Origin of the sequence: Pseudomonas japonica, assembly GCF_013522925.1 — a bacterium.
In the GTDB taxonomy this organism is placed as follows: Bacteria; Pseudomonadota; Gammaproteobacteria; order Pseudomonadales; family Pseudomonadaceae; genus Aquipseudomonas; species Aquipseudomonas japonica_A.
The window spans coordinates 1-15,516 of record NZ_JAAMQU010000019.1; the positions used below are offsets into that span (position 1 = coordinate 1).

Genomic DNA, 15,516 nt, shown 5'->3' on the forward strand with positions numbered 1-15,516 from the left:
GATATCAGCCGGTTCCTGATGGAGCGATACAACTGGCGGCGACCGCATCAGTTCAACGAAGGGCTAGCGCCGGCGGTCGCTGAGGAAAAACTCAATTCAGTGTCCGGGATTAGTTGACCACTACACTGGCAGGGCCTGGCCAAGCTGAGCTCTGCAGACGCCTCGACCGTGTCCTCGACGTAGCACTGCGGCAGCAGGAGGAATGGCATAGTCACTGCCTCCAACTATTAACAGACGCAGTGTCCTCTCAAGCGCTGGCGCACAGCGACGGCGAATTCTTCTTCGCCCAGATCACTGTATGCGTACCAGCCCCAGGCGACAGGTCGCCGGCTCGGACGTTCAGAAGGGTAGGGCAGCCTTGCGCCTATTGAACCTGAGGGTCGATTTTGCCCAATTCACATATTGTGAATGGGGGCGTTTGAGTAGCGGTGAGCGCGAAAGCTGCTGTCACGCGGAGGGGATCCCGATCTGCTGTGAGCTGAAGGGTCTTAAGCTCAAGCGCAACCAGACAGTCCTCGGCCATGGCGGATTCCGGGATTTGAAACGTAGCGGGGGAGGGAGGCAGGGTTTCATTCAACCTGGCCAGGAAGCACCTGCTCAACGGGCATACGGCGACTGGCCAAAGCTAAGGCCGGGGAGGTACTAGGTGTAGAAGCTTGGCTGAGCTTCGGAGAGACCAAAGCTCAGCTTGAGACTGCCGGGCGTTACTCGAGCCAGGACTCGACTGTCTCTGCACCGTATTCCTGTTTCCAGGCCTTGAGCGTCTTGTGATTGCCGCCCTTGGTTTCCACGATCTCGCCGGAATCCGGATGCTTATAGCGTTTTACCTGACGGGCTCTGCGCGTTGAGGGTCTCGCTTCAGGGGTGGAACGCTGCGAGGCTTGGGGATCAAGGATCGCGATGATGTGTCTGAGGCTAAAGCCGTATTCATCTAGCAATTCCCGCAGCTTTTGCTCGAACTCAACCTCGCGCTGCAGCCCTTTGTCATTCTTCAGACTTTCAAGTTCGGCGAGTTGAGCCGCCAGTTTCTGTTCCAGGGCACGGTATTCTGCAAGGCGGGACATGTGTTCATCCAATGAGTGTATTAACGTCCAGTATAAGGTTGATCCCTTCTCTCTGATAGCAATGGGGAGCAGACATTTCCCCCTATCCTGCAACTCCTCATACGTTGCGCGACTTAACATCCATTCGCCAATGAACGCTATTGAGTCGTCCAAAGACCTTCTGCTGACGGCTCCGACAACCTGATGCAAAAGCAATGGCCACGAAAGGTGGCCAGGAGCTACCATGAATCGACTATCAGAAGGAGTTGATATGAAGGCCTATGAGGAAAAGGAGTTCAGGGTGCTCAAGCTGATTTCCATAGGAAATTGGCACGCTATCGTCATAGCCGAAGTGGAGGTGCTGAGAACGCTCGTCGTCTCGGGATATATCCAGGTCAGCTCCGCCCGGAATGAAGGTCACCAGGTTACCTTGCTGCCAAAAGGGCGACGTTACGTGGAGCAATTGCATCAGCTAAGCGCAGGTATAACGCAGCAGCTGGGATGGGGTCCACTAGGCCCTACATCCGAGGTAGAAGGCTTTCGCATGCAAACCCACTGATAGCGCAAGCGCTCTTCGCTTTGGATAGACGGCTCAGCCCTCTGCTTCCTTGAGGTCCCAGGGGTTGCCTCAACGCCGGTAGATTGATCTGTCGGCTATCATGCGGACACGCCAACACGCCAACACGCCAACACTGGACTTCACGTCCAGCTGCTGGCTGTCCTATCTCATCCCGCTTTCACCATGCGCCTACTGAGCGCTCATCTGGCGCATGCTTTCGGCTCAACTGACGGAGTGGGCCTCACCGTTCTCCAAGGCAACACCTACCAGCCCTACTTCTGCCTGGGGAGCGAAGACCATATTCTTTTCCTCGATCTCTCTCAGCCAGTCACCGGTCAATGCAACTTGAAATTTGTGTCCCTTAGAATCGGCCTCTAGATCCTTGAGGTAGGTTCTGTCCAATGCACTGCTGTAGGTTACCTTCAGCGTCGTCCCAGTCCCATCGCCGAAGCCTGTATAGCCAAGGGCCGAAACGTCGATTTTATCGTAGTAGGTTTCGAAATTTACGATTAGGTCTGAGAAGCTCTGCGTGGCGGTGCTATAGCTGTCATCAATAGAGGTGTAGAGGAACACGTCGGCATCTTCCTTTGGGTAGGTATGCAACTCAATATCGACCCTATCCCCACCATTCAGGTGGTCGGCCCCTGCACCGCCAATAATCACGTCAGCTCCGGCCCCGCCATTGATCTTGTCATTTCCGGCTAAGCCGAAAATTATTTCGGAAAGAGCAGAACCAGTGATTGTGTCTTTGCCCGAGGTACCCTGGATGGTGGGTGCCGAAAAAACTACGTTGGTGCTGTTGAGTTCTTCAGAAAAATTCCCGTCCAGCGCCAATTCGAAACGCTTCCCGGAAGAATCGACCTCATAGCTCTTGAGGTAGGTCTTGGAGCCGTCAGCACTGACCTGCACCGACAGGGTGCCGTTTCGGCCATCACCTATGCTCGTGAAGCCAAGCTTGGTTAGGTCGATACGATCTGCATGCGCATCAAAGTCCAGGATACGGTCACTGTTCGTTTGCGATGTAGTCCGGTAACTGTCACTAATCTGGGTAAAACGGAAAATGTCTGCGCCGGCCCCTCCTTGTAGCACATCCTTGCCCCCGTTCCCCAGCAGGACATCGTTACCAGCCAAGCCGCGAATGACTTCAGCAGCATCCGTACCTCGAAGGATCTCCTCACCAAGGTACCCATCGATGTGAAGCTTTCCATCGCTGCTGCCAAACTTCGTATCAAGGCTACCATCCGCATTTAATCGAGCGATATGGATGTCCCCATCGGGGTTCCCGATAGCCAGGATTTTGCCATCCGCTTGGACCCCCAACTCGTTCGGCCACCCCATCTCGAGTGTTACCTTTCCTCCGTCTCCGAAAGTGCTATCCAAGGACCCGTCGGTTTTGAACCTGGCCAGGAAGCCGGACGTGAGGTCTCTAGCCAACGTGATGATCTTGCCATCAGCTTGCACGGCTGCGACTTCGCTAACCGTAAAATCTTCACCGTCCTCGAGGAAAGCGGTACCGTTTTCACCGAAAGCAAGATCCAAGGAGCCATCAGGGTTGTAACGTTCAAGCTTGAAGGCTAGCGTGTTTTGTTCAGCGGGTATTTCTGAGCCGCTATCTGCAACGTACCAGATACCAAGCAGCACATCGCCGTCAGGTTGGTACGTAGGTGTAGCCCTGAATATCTCCCCCTCCGTGGCGCTTGCGCTGAGGGTCAAGACTCCTCCATCACCGAAGGCATCGATTAGAGAGCCGTTTTTATCTAGCTTTACCACCGTGGCTTGATTGGTGCCAGAGGCGCTGAGATACGGCGCACCGTCTGCACCCAAACCAAGATCAAAGCCTTCAATATTGTAAGAGGTATCGATCAACACCACGCCGCTATGGCCAAAAGCCGTATCGAGTTTGCCATCGGTGTTATACCGCTCAAGGCGCAAGGTGTGCTTCAAGGATGCAGCGGCAGTGGTAGCGATCAGTACCTTGCCATCGGCTTGGACGTATGTCCTGTCATAATACGCGTCCGAAGGGAACGGAGCGGGTACGACGTCGACTCCACCGTCATGGAATTTGCTATCAAGGGTACCATTGGCATTGAGACGAAGAACGGCGTGATCGAATTCATAGCCTAGGCTTTCGTCCCCGGGAGCTCCAGGGTAGCCCCATGCCAAATGTTCTGTTTGAGCCCCTACGACAATTTGGCCGTTCGAAGTGGTGGTAACGCTCAACGGAACGTCGGTTTCGCCTTTAAGATCAATTTGTACAGTACCTGGGCCAGTCCTGACGGTATGGCTAAGCACAGCATTGGTATCAGTAGCAGTCATCAAAATTAACCATCCAATCGGCATCTGGATGACTCACTGTAGTCAAGGCCAAGCATATTGCCATCTGGAGTTTCGTAAAGAGCCCCTTTGGCCTGCATGGCTCGTCTAGGAATGCCTGCAACCCAGAGCGACGACTTCTAGCGTAGCCATCCATCACGGCATCAACGCCAACGTGATCCGTAAGTGGCTGCCAATTTAACGGGATCGGTCACCGCAACATTGCCAGCTTTCGTTCTCGTAAAGTCGGCACCCAGGCGCGCAATAAGATATTTTAATCATCTCGCTTGTTGCCACCAGCATGGAATTGACCCAATTGCCGACGTCACCTTTAGACTTATCCTTGCAGCGGCTAGCCAGCGATTTTGATGGGCCGCCCGGCAGCCATCTCCCCTCTTTATTGCTTTATGGTGATAGGGTAAGTGCGAGCCTTCTTGGTAACAGCCTCGCTGGGAGGTCAGCTGAGTCGGAAAGGGCGCCGAAATCGCGCACGGAGCAAGATCGCAAAGATGATTCAAGATCCAATGTCTGCAAGCTCACCGCAGCCAGCGGCAAGCGAGCCCGTTAAAGCGGCTCATCCGGGCCATGATCAATGCCCTCGGACACATGGGAACCAGAGTAGCCAGGCAGATCTGGCAGGACTGATAATTCAAGCCTGCATGGCCGAACTATCGATCGTAGGTGTTGCCACCGGTGCTTATCTTGTAGATGGTTTCAGAGTAGGGCAGACGCGCGATGATGGTGGTAGCGTTTACGACACCTGCCATAGTCATCCCTCGGCAAAGCAAGCTGACGTAGCCTTGGATGCGAACACACATGGCATCGGCACTATCGATGAAATTCGTTTTATTAAGACGGAGCATGATGACTGTCCTGCCCTCAGGCACAGCTCCTATTGGCGGTACCACGAATATCGTAAATTGGGTATAGACGATTAAGCAGAGCAGGGTGATGCCTATCGCGATAAAGGCCTTCTTCATAGGCTGAGATCCTATCTCTAAGTCAATCAATGCGCTTAACGATACCAAATCTTCCTTCGACAAAATCGCTAGCGCGAAGCACCTCGGGAGCAGCTTGGTTACAGCTGTAGGTCGAGTAGCTCACTGGTGGGTTACCGAAACGGTCCGAGGTACGATCAGCGCACCCTGAAGACGAGGCCACGATGTACAGCGGCTTAGTGATCGCTTCATTAGGGATTTGAAGACCCATTGAGAATCTGATGCTGGCATTGTGAGCAAAATCGTTGGCGTCGTCGTGGTAGTTGCCTAGGAAGGTCGCGTAACTGCTCCAGCTAACAAATTCGAATCGCATGACGCCAAGCCGTTTAAGCTCGCCGCCGTTTGATGCGTAAACGATGAGAGGGGCCAGCCGTGGGTCTTTGCTCTTGGAAGAATAAGTTACCTTTGCCGTGATGTACCGAGAGCCTCGCTCGGCTGACCGGTACTCATACTCATCACCGTGATCGTTGAAGCTCCACTGGCTAGCTACTTGAGCTGATTGAAGCGTGACGGCGCTGTCGTCAGCAGAGAAGGAGCCCTTGACTGGGATAGCCTTCATCCCAAGAGCCGCCAGGCGGCGGACTTCCTGTTCTTTAGCTTCACGATCCTTGACCATTTTCTGCAAGAGGCCATTCCCAGTCGCGGCCTCTGGTGAGTCTGGGTAGCGGGTAGTCAGCAACGCCAGTGCAGCCTTCGCAGCTGCTTCGTCGCTACTATCAACAGCCTTTCTGACCTGAGCCATCAATACTGGAGGAGTCTCTTTGAGGGTGGTGTTTTCCTGCTCAAGCTGGGCGATTCTTCCCTTTGCAGCTGATACCTCCGCCTGGAGAGATTTCACGTCCGCCCGAAGGGTCTCGGCCTGCTTCTTATATACCTCGTCACCGGCTCCACATCCCGAAAGAGAGAGAGCCACACAAGAAACCAGCAAACCATTCCTCACGAAACCCTCCTTGGGCATTCCTCGCATCAGGAATGGCAATTTATCATCATTCCGATACTACCGAAACGAATGGTTGTCCAGCGAGAAGCCTCAGTTAATCATCTACTTGCGTCGCTACCTTTAGGCCTGAACACGCTGGCCAGCTGAATTTCCAGGACGCGTACTTAATTTCCAATTAGCGTTTCACACAGCCTCGGGCGGTTGGTGCAGCTTTCGAAGGGCGACTGGGCTTTGAACTAGCTTGTTGCGCTTGTCCTGCACCATTAGCCACAGGTTGCCACTGGTGGAACGGCGCACGGTGCCCACGCCCGTTGCTTCAAAAGGTCCGCAACCCGGTCAGATAAAAAAGACTGAACATGAAATGATCCCGTGCCCGCTTCAGCGGATTTCTTGTAGCCGCGATCACCTCGAAGGCCAGTGCGATGCCTTCCGGGGGCAACAGCCGCTTGATCATCGGATCGATCGGCGCTTCGGGTTTCCTGACCAGGGCAACGGGGTTGCCCTTGAGCCAGCCGCCCTTGACCATCCAGCTGTACAGGCTGCCCAGCTGGACCTGCGCATAGTGTTGCGAAGCCAGACTCAACGGCCCGGCAAGGCGCCAGTTCGGGTACTGCCGCAGCCGCTTGGTGCCTGACACCCACACCGAGGCCGGCTGCGGGTCCTGCAAGAAGCGCAGGTACGCACGCCCGTCCATGACGCCGACCTGCGAGGGCTGCTTGACGCGCACATGCAACGCCCAGAGGATGAAGCGCTCGTCCTTGCACATGGCGCGTCGGGTCTTGGGGTTGTCGGTGGTCACCTCCAGCCAGATGGCCGCGGCCTCGATGTCAGAGTGGGCCTGGACCAGGTCGGGGAGGGCGTCCGTCTCGTCCATGAACGCCGTCGGCCGTACGCGCTCGAGCGACATCGTGTGCTGAAAGTCCACCGCCTGCGGCAATCCTTCGCGGTTCACACTCTCATTCATTATCAGAAGCCACTCCGGGTCTTGCCGGTGGAGACGACCCAGTCGTCCATCTGCGCAGGCGTGAGCCACAGGGTCGTCCCCTGCGAGGCTTCGCAGCGGTATTCCTCCTGCGCCGTGCCGTCCTCGTTCACGCCGACCCGCGTGTCGGTGACCACCAGCACGGTACCTTCAGCCGCGAAACTCCCGATCTCTTCATCACCACCAGTTCGGCGTTCACGCCTACGTAGTCGCTGTAGCGGAAGCCATGCCCGCGCGGTGCAAAGGACTCCATCCCGCCCGCTGAATTAGTGATAGTACCTCCTCCGGATCCTAAACCTTTGCCATCGTCAGCCGAACACTTGGATAGCGCCGTCTGAGCGAGTCGTTCTACGTAAGCCTCATGCACAGACGTTATCCCAGTCACGATTACCAAGGAATGTGTTGCTCATGTTCAGAAAGTTTTTCGATCAAGCAGAAGATGGCTCCTACAGTGAACTGCAAAAACTCGATGCTTACCCCGCAGCAGACGACATGCCAGGTGCGACTTATATCTTCTCCTCGATCAGCGACGCGCTTTCCAGAGCCTACGACTCAGCCCGCGAAACCATGATCGAGGCCGCAGATAAGGTTACCGACACCGTTTCCAGCGCCGCTGAGACCGTGTCGGATGCTGCTTCCGAGGCTTACGATGCGTCGAAAAACTTCGCCAGCGACTTGGGCACCAAGCTGGAAAATGAAGATGGCTCGTTGAACTACTGGGCCATCGCAGGCGGCGCCGTCATCGGGGTTGCTGCCGTGGCAGCGGTACCGTTCACCGGAGGGGGTTCCCTGTTGGGCGCCGCCAGCCTGGCGGGCTCATTGGCAGGCGGGGGCGCTGTTGCGGCTGCAGTCGGCGCTGGCGTCGCAGGCGCTGTGATCGGCGCGCATGTAGGCGATGACACCGCTAAGCGAGAACAGTACGAACAACAAGGCTACGCCAAAGGCAAAGCGGACAACGCAGCGGTGGTCGAGCAGCTTCGCCAGAAGCTGCAACTGCTGTTCACCGAACTGAAAAGTGCAGGCAAGTTTTTTGACGGCATTGTCGCGATGCAAGCGGTAGCAATCGCTGCGGCCAACTGCGACGGCGAGATCTGTGATGCCGAAAAGCAGAACATCGAGATGTTCATCTCCGGACTTTCTGCCGCCGCACTGCCTGCGTCGGTGATTGCCCAGATCACTGATCTCTACGAGACGCCTCCCAGCTTGCGCATGGCGTTCAAATTGGCGCACGACTCCGGAATCGACATGCCGGTGTTCGATGAAATCATCCAGGTAGTCGTGCATTCCGATGGGCAAGTTCTGCCCGCCGAAAATGTCTTCATGCAAGCTTGGAATGAGCTGAAAGCCGCCTGAGGAAGGGACCCCTATGAGCAAGCTCGATTTATTCAAGCAACAGCAGGCCCTGCGCGCCGCTGTACAAGGGCGGCCGCTGATTCACAGCGCCGCATTACCCGAAGCCGTCGCGACTCTGCTCAGCGCAGAGGCAGATGCATCCCGATTATCGTCACTGGGTTATCTGTCGGTGCTATCGATGGACATCGCTGATACTTCAGCTGAAGCGGATCGACTGATCCGGGAGTTGGAGCAAGGCTTCGAGGCAGCTCGACTCGAAACAATGCTGCAAAAGTGCCGGCGCGATGTGATCGGTGCTATAGCAGGGCCCCTGGGGCTAGGTAAGGTCATCGCCGTTCACGACAAGGTGGGCGGGAATGTGACTACTATTCATAATGCTGGGCAGAAGATTTATGCCCGAGAGCAGGATGAGTACAGACGGGATGACTACACCAATACTCCCAATAGCGAAGGCAAAAAATTTCAAGGCGGTAAACACTCGGCCGGCAGTACCTTCACCCAAGGCCAACTTGATGCTGACGGCTATCTGATCGATGGATACACGGGTGAACGAATCAAAGGTTCAGACTCCAGCCCCGATCACATCGTTTCCAATTCGGCTTTTCATAAAAACGGGGGTTTTATGCTCTCCCCTACAGAGAAGGCTGATTTCAGTACGGATACCGGAAATTTGGTCTCCACAGACCGCTCCATCAACAGTTCGATGTCCGATACCGAAAAGACCGAATGGGCTGATACCACGGCGGACAGCCGTACGGTGACTAATGAAGAACATTACAACATCGACCGGGACCGGTTGAACGCCACTGTGAAGCGAGGTCAGGAGACGGCCGAGAATCATGCGCCTACGTTGGGCCGAAAAGCCCAGTTCTATTCGAAGAACGCCGCCATCACCGGCGTCAGCGAAGGCCTGAAAATGGGCGCACAACAAGCCTTCGGCCTCTTGATGATCGAAATCTTCACCGCCGCCTTCGACGAAATCAAAGACCTCTACATGAACGGCCGCCACAGCAATTCCATACTGGATGAACTAGCCGTCCGTTTGAAAAGGGCGGGCACACGAGTGGCCTCAAAATGGGAAAATCTTGTCAAGGGCTTTACCGGCGGCTTCATCTCCGGTTTCGTGTCCAACGCCATCACCATGCTCATCAACATGTTCGTCACCACCGGAAAGCGGGCTGTTCGCATGATCCGCGAGGGCGTCTTCTCCCTGCTCAAAGCCCTCAAAGTAATGATCTTCCCGCCTGAAGATCTGACCTTCAACCAGGCCGCGCATGAAGCTCTTAAGCTACTAGCGGTTGGTGGCGTGGTAATCGGCGGGGTTGCACTGGAAGAGATGGCCGAAAAGCTGATAATGGGCGTCCCCTCGCTCATACCGTTCGCGCCGGTGCTTACCGCCGTGTTAGTCGGCGGAATGACCGCCTTCTGCATGACATTTGTCTGCTACCTGATCGACAAGATGGACCTTCTGGGAGTGATCAAGGCCGAACGGACCAAAACTGTGATTGCCGGTTTGGACGCTGAAATTGACGGCAAGGTGGCACAGTCGTTGAGGATTATCGAGGACATCGAGAGTTATATGATTAAGGCTTGATCCACAACTCTGCAGCAGTCAGACGGGCATGAGGTGCTTTCCTGCCCGTTTGATTACGTAAAATTTCGCGTATATGTTTATATCTTAAGATATCCTTAGGTAGCTGATAGGTAAGCGATGGGGTTATTCAGCACAGATGCTTAGCATGAGGAACTTGGCCGTCCAAGTACGGTGGGAGACGAGAGCTCTCAGTAGCCCAATACCTATCACTCTTTAGCTTAATTAGAAGGCCGATTACGTCTCAAGAAAGACTTTCTGCTGCCGTCAACCTACTATCTTCAGTGTCATGGCCGCCTCACCTTAAGACTTAGGTAGTTATTAAAATCAATCAAGGAGATCTCATAATGCGTTTGGAAAGATTTAAATACCCGATAAATAGAGTTGGATTTGTTATCCTTTTAATATCTCTCTTCGCTTCCGTTATCTCGTTTTTAACGACTTGGGATACGCCTTACCATTTAGGTGCGCGCTGGATTAATCATTTGCTATTTGGTCGCGAATATGAATGGCAACAGCCAGCTTTCAAATTTGGGCTGCTTGGCATTATTTTTGGTGCGGTCTTGGCTTGGAACTTGATGAGGTTTGGCGCATTCTGGCCATGGAGGTTGCTAAAGATTTGTGCAGTTTTTGGTTCTAGGCTGATGAAACTTTGCGTAGCCTGCGCTAGAAGATTGATGAGGTTAAACGTAGCCGTGGTTGGAAGTTTGATAAGATTTTTCAAGAGAATAATCCTCTGGGTAGGAGAAGGCAGCAAAACCTAATTAGCGCTAAGTTTTGAGTTAGTAGGGGGTTTCAAAATATCTATTCAACATTAGGGTTTGCTTGAAAAGTCTGTACTCAGGCATTTCTCGACCAAGCCAGTGTGATCATGGCTCTGAATCTTCTGGCAAGCTTTGTCATGACGGGTACAAAGCCGAAGCTTTTGCTTGAGCCAGTTGAACAACTGCTTTATAAATTGCATCTTTGCATTAGGACTGTCAATAGCCGAGGCAGACCGGGTCGCGATGACACCAAAATTTCACCCGTATCAGCATTGCTACGTAAAATCCAGGTTATCGATTTTAGCGAGTAGCGCGGCTTACAAACTGGAACGCTTGGATTTTCTTCTGCAATTCTCAGGGCGACTTTTAAACAAAATATATTTGAAGCAGACCTCCGCCACGGTAAACTTCCAGCCAAACGGCACCTAGCATGATTGCGGCATATCTAGACGACAATGTATTTAGGATATATTCGAGCTGTTCTGAATTGTCGTGCAGACATAGCCGTAGATCTTCATCCAGCTTTATGAAAAAAGATCGTACCGTCCCAGCCGAACCTGCGGTATTTTTGGCCTCAAATGCCATATAACTTCAGATCCTTGTCAAAAACTTACATTTGCTCTCCACAGGCAGTGGTTTAGAGTACTACAACGCATGTAGTGTGCCTTGCTCACACAACTACGATTACACATATACGAAGTGAACCACGCTAGTCTAGAGGTTGTAGCAATGGCTGCTTCTGGCAAGTTCTACCAACGGGAACGGCAGCTATGGTTCGATTCTTTTTAGAACAGTTGACCTCGGCCTCTTTGGCAAAGAATTAAGCGACTGAGATTGAAATCCAGAGTCTTCGCAGAGTTGTCAAACCTGCGATTTCACATAGCAGCACGCAGCTAAGGCTTCGATCGACCAGTTTTCCACGAGTTTGGAAAAGTCGACTTTTTCAACAGAATTGGTCAGGTGTTGCTGCTTGCAAAGGGCGGCTGGCTTTGGACAGAAGGCCTCACCAAAGTCATGCACAAAATCAGGGGATTACTCTGTGGATAAGACCTTGATCTTCGCCCCAGAGAGGCCATCTGGTGCTCCTTGCAGCCATTGATCAAAAAACAACCACGCAACAACGGCGGCCGGGCTCACGCCGTATGGTTTGAGTGATCGTTCTCTTTGTAGCTGCCTGCTTCCAGAACCCGTGCAGGCTCACCGGCTGGGCGGTGTCAGCAGGGTCTGACTGACCCGCAGGTGCAGGTCATCCGCTTCCGCGTGCAGGTACCGGCTGGTCGTGTCCATCCGCGCATGCCCGGCCAGCGAGCGCACCATCACCAGGTCGCCCGTGGCCTGCGCGAGGTGGCTGAAGCATGAGTGGCGCAGCCAGTGGGTCGTTGCTTCGGCGAGCCGTTCAGCAAGCTCAAGCTGTTCCCGGGTTCGCGCCAGGTCGGCGGCGCGCCCCATGATCTCGATCATGGCCTTGAGGACGGTGCTGTTGCTGGCCCGCTTGCGCTTGCTGTTGGCGGCCATCAGCAAGGGCGTGTCTTCGCCTGGCAGTATGGCCAGGGGCAGACCAAAGGCGACCCGGTACCGCCCAAGCTCCTCATACAGGGCTTCCGAAATCGGCACTTCACGCCGCTTGTTGCGCTTGCCGTGCACCATCAGCCACAGGTTGCCACTGCTTGAGCGGCGCACGGTGCCCATGTCCGCGGCCGTGGCTTCAAAGGTCCGCAACCCGGTCAGATAAAAAAGACTGAACATGAAATGATCCCGTGCCCGCTTCAGCGGACTTCTTGTCGCCGCGATCACCTCGAAGGCCAGCGCGATCCCTTCCGGGGGCAACAGCCGCTTGATCAACGGATCGATCGGCGCTTCCGGTTTTTTCACCAGGGCCACGGGATTGCCCTTGAGCCAACCGCCCTTGACCATCCAGCTGTACAGGCTGCCCAGCTGTACCAGCGCGTACCGCTGCGAGGCGAGGCTCAACGGTCCGGCAAAAGGTCGCCATTCCGGGTGCTGCCGCGGTCGCTTGACGGTGGACACCCACACGCCGGCCGGCTGCGGGTCCTGCAGGAAGCGCACGTACGCGCGCACGTCCATCACACCGACCTGGGACAGCTGCTTACCGCGGACATGCAGCGCCCAGAGGATGAAGCGCTCCACCTCCTTGCGCATGGCCCGGCGGGTTTTCGGGTTGTCGGTGGTCGCCTCCAGCCAGATGGCGGCGGCCTCGATGTCCGAGCGGGCCTGGACCAGGTCGGGGAGGGTATTCGCGCCGCGGTGCGCCCCGGGTACTGGCACCTGCTCGAGCGCAACGGCCTGCTGAAAATCGATCGGATCACTGCTGGCAACGGTCAACACCTCGGTCATCAGTACACACTCCGGGTCTTGCCCGTGGAGACCACCCAGTCGTCCATTTCATCGGGGGTCAGCCACTGCAGGAGGCCGCTGGGCGATTCGCAGCAGTACTCCTCCTGGGGCTCCGCGTGCGCGTTCACCCCAAGTCGGGTATCGCTGACGACCAACACCGCCCCCTCAGGCGCAAAGCTGCCGATCTCCCGGACCACAACCAGCTCCGAATGCACCCCGACATACCCCCGGTAACGGAAACCATTGGCCCCATAGGCTGAGTCGTCCAGATCCTCCTCTTCGTCATCGGCCCAGGACAGCGGCGCCGGTGGCGATGCAGCCGGGGAGGGGGAGGTGCTCGGATCGTCTGCCGCCGCCAGGCCGGCACGGGCCCGAGGCCGCGGCGGACAGAGTGCCAGGCGGGCCGCCGTGGCGGCGGCCCGCTCGCGGCGGGTCAGCTGAGGCAGCGCGCGCACCAGGTCATCCCAGCGCGTTTCGCGGGAAGGGTCGGCGGCGATCCGGCTGAGCGTTTCAGGTCGCACATTCCAGCGCACGGCCGCGTCAGCCATGCGCCATCCGCGCTGACGAATCAGTGCCTTGAAATCCAACGGGCTCAGCCGGAGCGGACGGAGCAATGCGAGGCCATGAGCAACTTGATCCACAGCGCAAGTTTATCCTTGGTAACCAACTGTTTTTACTGAACAAGAGTGAAGCTTGGCGATCAGTGGCTGATGGCCCCGCTACTGCCAAGCTTACCCACTGTAACCGCCTTGGGCAAAAAATTCGTGATAACTGGAGGTAATCACGAATTTTTTGGAGTAACGATATTTTTAATATTGATTGCAGTACTTAAAAAATTAATACTGCGCTAGCTGAATTTTGCGTTTTTCGACCGTTTTACACCTGAAACCGGGCTACGAGCCTGGAAAACCGGGCGTTTGAAAAGCCCCGTCCTTTCCTCACCAAGGAGCCTTTTCGTGATGACCCCGACACCCCCCAGCAGCGGTCTGCCCAAAACCCGCGACCTGGTCCGGCATTACGCGGCGCAGCTGCTCGAGGCGGGGGCCGAAGTATCGGTCACGGGCATCCGTGCGCTGATCCTCGAGCACCACGGGGTCACCGCCTCGCCGAACGTGGTGGGGGATGAGGTGAAGCAGTTCTGGGTCAGGACCGGACCGTTGCTCTGCGCACGGCTGAAACGACCGGGGATCCCCGAGCCGGTGTGCCAAGCCCTTGATGCCGTGTGGGAGGTGGCGCTCAATGAGGCAACCCAGGCCTATGCGATCGAGCGCTCGCACCACCTGCAACAGGCCGATCAGGCCACGGCGCGGGCGGCCGCGGCCCTGAACGAGGCGGAGCAGGCGAGGGCGCGCTTCGCGGACCAGGAGCGGCAGATTTCCCTGCTGACCGACCAGGTACAGCGGTTGAGCGAGCAGCTGAGCCGCGCGCAGGGGCAGAGCGACGACCTGCAGGCCGAGCTGCGCGAGGTGATGAGCCAACAGCAGCAGCAAGGCCAACAGCACCGCGACGAGCTGACCCGGCTGCAAGCCGCGCACCAGGCCGAACAGCAGCGCTTCGCCGCGACCCATGCCGCCGAGCTCGAACGACTACAGGCGGTGCACGCGGAGGAGAATGCTGCGCTGCGCGCCGAGGTCAGCCGGCAGGCGGACATCTTCGACAGCACCTCCAACCACCTGATGAAGGAAACCAGCCGGGTCCGCGATGCCGCCAGGCTCGAGACCGAGCGCCTGACCCGGGAGCTCGCGCAGAGTCGCGACATGGTCGACCGGCTGCGGGTGCAGCGCTCGGACGCCAAGGAGGAGAGTGCGGGGTTTAGGGCACAGGCCGAGAGTGCCGCGGCGCAGCTGCATCAGCTGCAGAAAGCCCATGAGCGGCTCGAGGCGCGGTATGAAGCGCTGCTGGAAGCGAGGGCGGAAGGGCAGGCGTAACGTTTATTCCGACAGGAGAAGGGTATCCACGTCTGTCTAAGCCAGCCCACACTCACGGCTCCGGCGTTTCAGCGGCTATACAACCTGTCCAGTGCGCCGTGATCTATCATCAGCCGCTGCGTTAACTGCCGCGGCCATACCCTGCGGGCACTACAAAACTGAGAGCGACATGAACGACCTGACCGAAGAAGAAATGCGCCGTGCGCTATTTGGGGCTGCGGAAGCGCCGGCGCCCACACACGTGCACATCCCTGATCCGCTGGAGGCCATTCCGGACGTGATCATCGTGCCGCCGCCGGCCGTAGCGAAGAAGCGGAAAGTCGACAAGGCGTTTACGCCCAGGCTCAAGGTGACGCTCAGGGTCGGGAATGTGTTTGAAGGCGAAACGCAGGAGGTGGTGCATGAGGCCGACACGCTGAGCACCTTGCTGGCAGAGCAGGAAGCGGTGAAGGCGGCGCGGAAGAAATTCCGGTATGTCGAGGTGGTGTCGGTTGAGCCGAAGTGAGGCAGTACCGTTCTAAACTCCCTCTATTGATCATTTCACTCTGGCCAAGCGCGCCACGGCCGATAAAAGGTGTAGTACCGACTGCTTTATTGACGCCTGGCACCGGCACCGCGGTACCGCCGTGAGCATCCAGTTAGCGCCCCAACGCAGCAACGGCGTTGGGCAATCTATGAATACAGAACCAA

At 56.2% G+C, this 15,516-nt stretch carries 14 protein-coding genes; 6 read left to right on the top strand and 8 right to left on the bottom strand.

Annotated elements, in window-relative coordinates; genetic code table 11:
- Positions 1 to 704 precede the first annotated feature (704 nt).
- Positions 705 to 1,064, bottom strand: coding sequence for a histone-like nucleoid-structuring protein, MvaT/MvaU family (locus G7016_RS22660; protein WP_181117970.1), 360 nt, complete (start codon positions 1,062 to 1,064; stop codon positions 705 to 707).
- A 223-nt stretch (positions 1,065 to 1,287) separates the two neighbouring features.
- On the opposite strand from G7016_RS22660, the gene G7016_RS22665 reads away from it, so the two are divergent.
- A complete protein-coding gene (locus G7016_RS22665; protein WP_181117971.1) occupies positions 1,288 to 1,602 on the top strand; it encodes a hypothetical protein in 315 nt (104 codons plus the stop codon).
- Positions 1,603 to 1,824: 222 nt separating this feature from the next.
- On the opposite strand, the gene G7016_RS22670 is transcribed toward G7016_RS22665, so the two are convergent.
- The 5 genes from G7016_RS22670 to G7016_RS22690 form a co-directional block, all read right to left on the bottom strand.
- A complete protein-coding gene (locus tag G7016_RS22670; protein ID WP_181117972.1) occupies positions 1,825 to 3,918 on the bottom strand; it encodes a M10 family metallopeptidase C-terminal domain-containing protein in 2,094 nt (697 codons plus the stop codon).
- 665 nt (positions 3,919 to 4,583) lie between these two features.
- Entirely contained in the window at positions 4,584 to 4,895 is a 312-nt protein-coding gene (locus tag G7016_RS22675) for a hypothetical protein (protein WP_181117973.1), read from the bottom strand.
- A gap of 22 nt (positions 4,896 to 4,917) precedes the next feature.
- Positions 4,918 to 5,853: a hypothetical protein gene (locus G7016_RS22680; RefSeq protein WP_181117974.1), complete on the bottom strand. Its 936-nt coding sequence runs from the start codon at positions 5,851 to 5,853 to the stop codon at positions 4,918 to 4,920.
- Between the two features lie 316 nt (positions 5,854 to 6,169).
- Positions 6,170 to 6,817, bottom strand: coding sequence for a hypothetical protein (locus tag G7016_RS22685; protein WP_181117975.1), 648 nt, complete (start codon positions 6,815 to 6,817; stop codon positions 6,170 to 6,172).
- 2 nt (positions 6,818 to 6,819) lie between these two features.
- On the bottom strand, positions 6,820 to 6,978 hold the full coding sequence (locus G7016_RS22690; RefSeq protein WP_181117976.1) for a hypothetical protein: 159 nt from the start codon (positions 6,976 to 6,978) through the stop codon (positions 6,820 to 6,822).
- A gap of 265 nt (positions 6,979 to 7,243) precedes the next feature.
- Here G7016_RS22690 and G7016_RS22695 point away from each other — a divergent pair, with 265 nt between their 5' ends.
- The 3 genes from G7016_RS22695 (at position 7,244) to G7016_RS22705 (ending at position 10,543) form a co-directional block, all read left to right on the top strand.
- Complete coding sequence (locus G7016_RS22695) at positions 7,244 to 8,188, top strand: hypothetical protein (protein WP_181117977.1); 945 nt, start codon at positions 7,244 to 7,246, stop codon at positions 8,186 to 8,188.
- A 13-nt stretch (positions 8,189 to 8,201) separates the two neighbouring features.
- Positions 8,202 to 9,782 carry a hypothetical protein gene (locus G7016_RS22700; RefSeq protein ID WP_181117978.1) on the top strand — a complete coding sequence of 527 codons (1,581 nt, stop codon included), beginning with the start codon at positions 8,202 to 8,204 and terminating at the stop codon, positions 9,780 to 9,782.
- Positions 9,783 to 10,126: 344 nt separating this feature from the next.
- Positions 10,127 to 10,543: a hypothetical protein gene (locus G7016_RS22705; RefSeq protein WP_181117979.1), complete on the top strand. Its 417-nt coding sequence runs from the start codon at positions 10,127 to 10,129 to the stop codon at positions 10,541 to 10,543.
- 1,197 nt (positions 10,544 to 11,740) lie between these two features.
- Here the strand turns inward: G7016_RS22705 and G7016_RS22710 are convergent.
- Together G7016_RS22710 and G7016_RS22715 are read right to left on the bottom strand one after the other, a co-directional pair.
- Positions 11,741 to 12,898, bottom strand: coding sequence for a tyrosine-type recombinase/integrase (locus G7016_RS22710; protein WP_181117980.1), 1,158 nt, complete (start codon positions 12,896 to 12,898; stop codon positions 11,741 to 11,743).
- Entirely contained in the window at positions 12,898 to 13,539 is a 642-nt protein-coding gene (locus G7016_RS22715; protein WP_181117981.1) for a hypothetical protein, read from the bottom strand. The genes G7016_RS22710 and G7016_RS22715 overlap by 1 nt, the downstream gene beginning before the upstream one ends.
- 318 nt (positions 13,540 to 13,857) lie before the next feature.
- Here G7016_RS22715 and G7016_RS22720 point away from each other — a divergent pair, with 318 nt between their 5' ends.
- Together G7016_RS22720 and G7016_RS22725 are read left to right on the top strand one after the other, a co-directional pair.
- Positions 13,858 to 14,826 carry a DNA-binding protein gene (locus G7016_RS22720; RefSeq protein ID WP_181117982.1) on the top strand — a complete coding sequence of 323 codons (969 nt, stop codon included), beginning with the start codon at positions 13,858 to 13,860 and terminating at the stop codon, positions 14,824 to 14,826.
- Between the two features lie 169 nt (positions 14,827 to 14,995).
- Positions 14,996 to 15,331, top strand: a complete 336-nt coding sequence (locus tag G7016_RS22725; RefSeq protein WP_181117983.1) for a hypothetical protein — start codon at positions 14,996 to 14,998, stop codon at positions 15,329 to 15,331.
- The last annotated feature ends 185 nt before the right edge of the window (positions 15,332 to 15,516 follow it).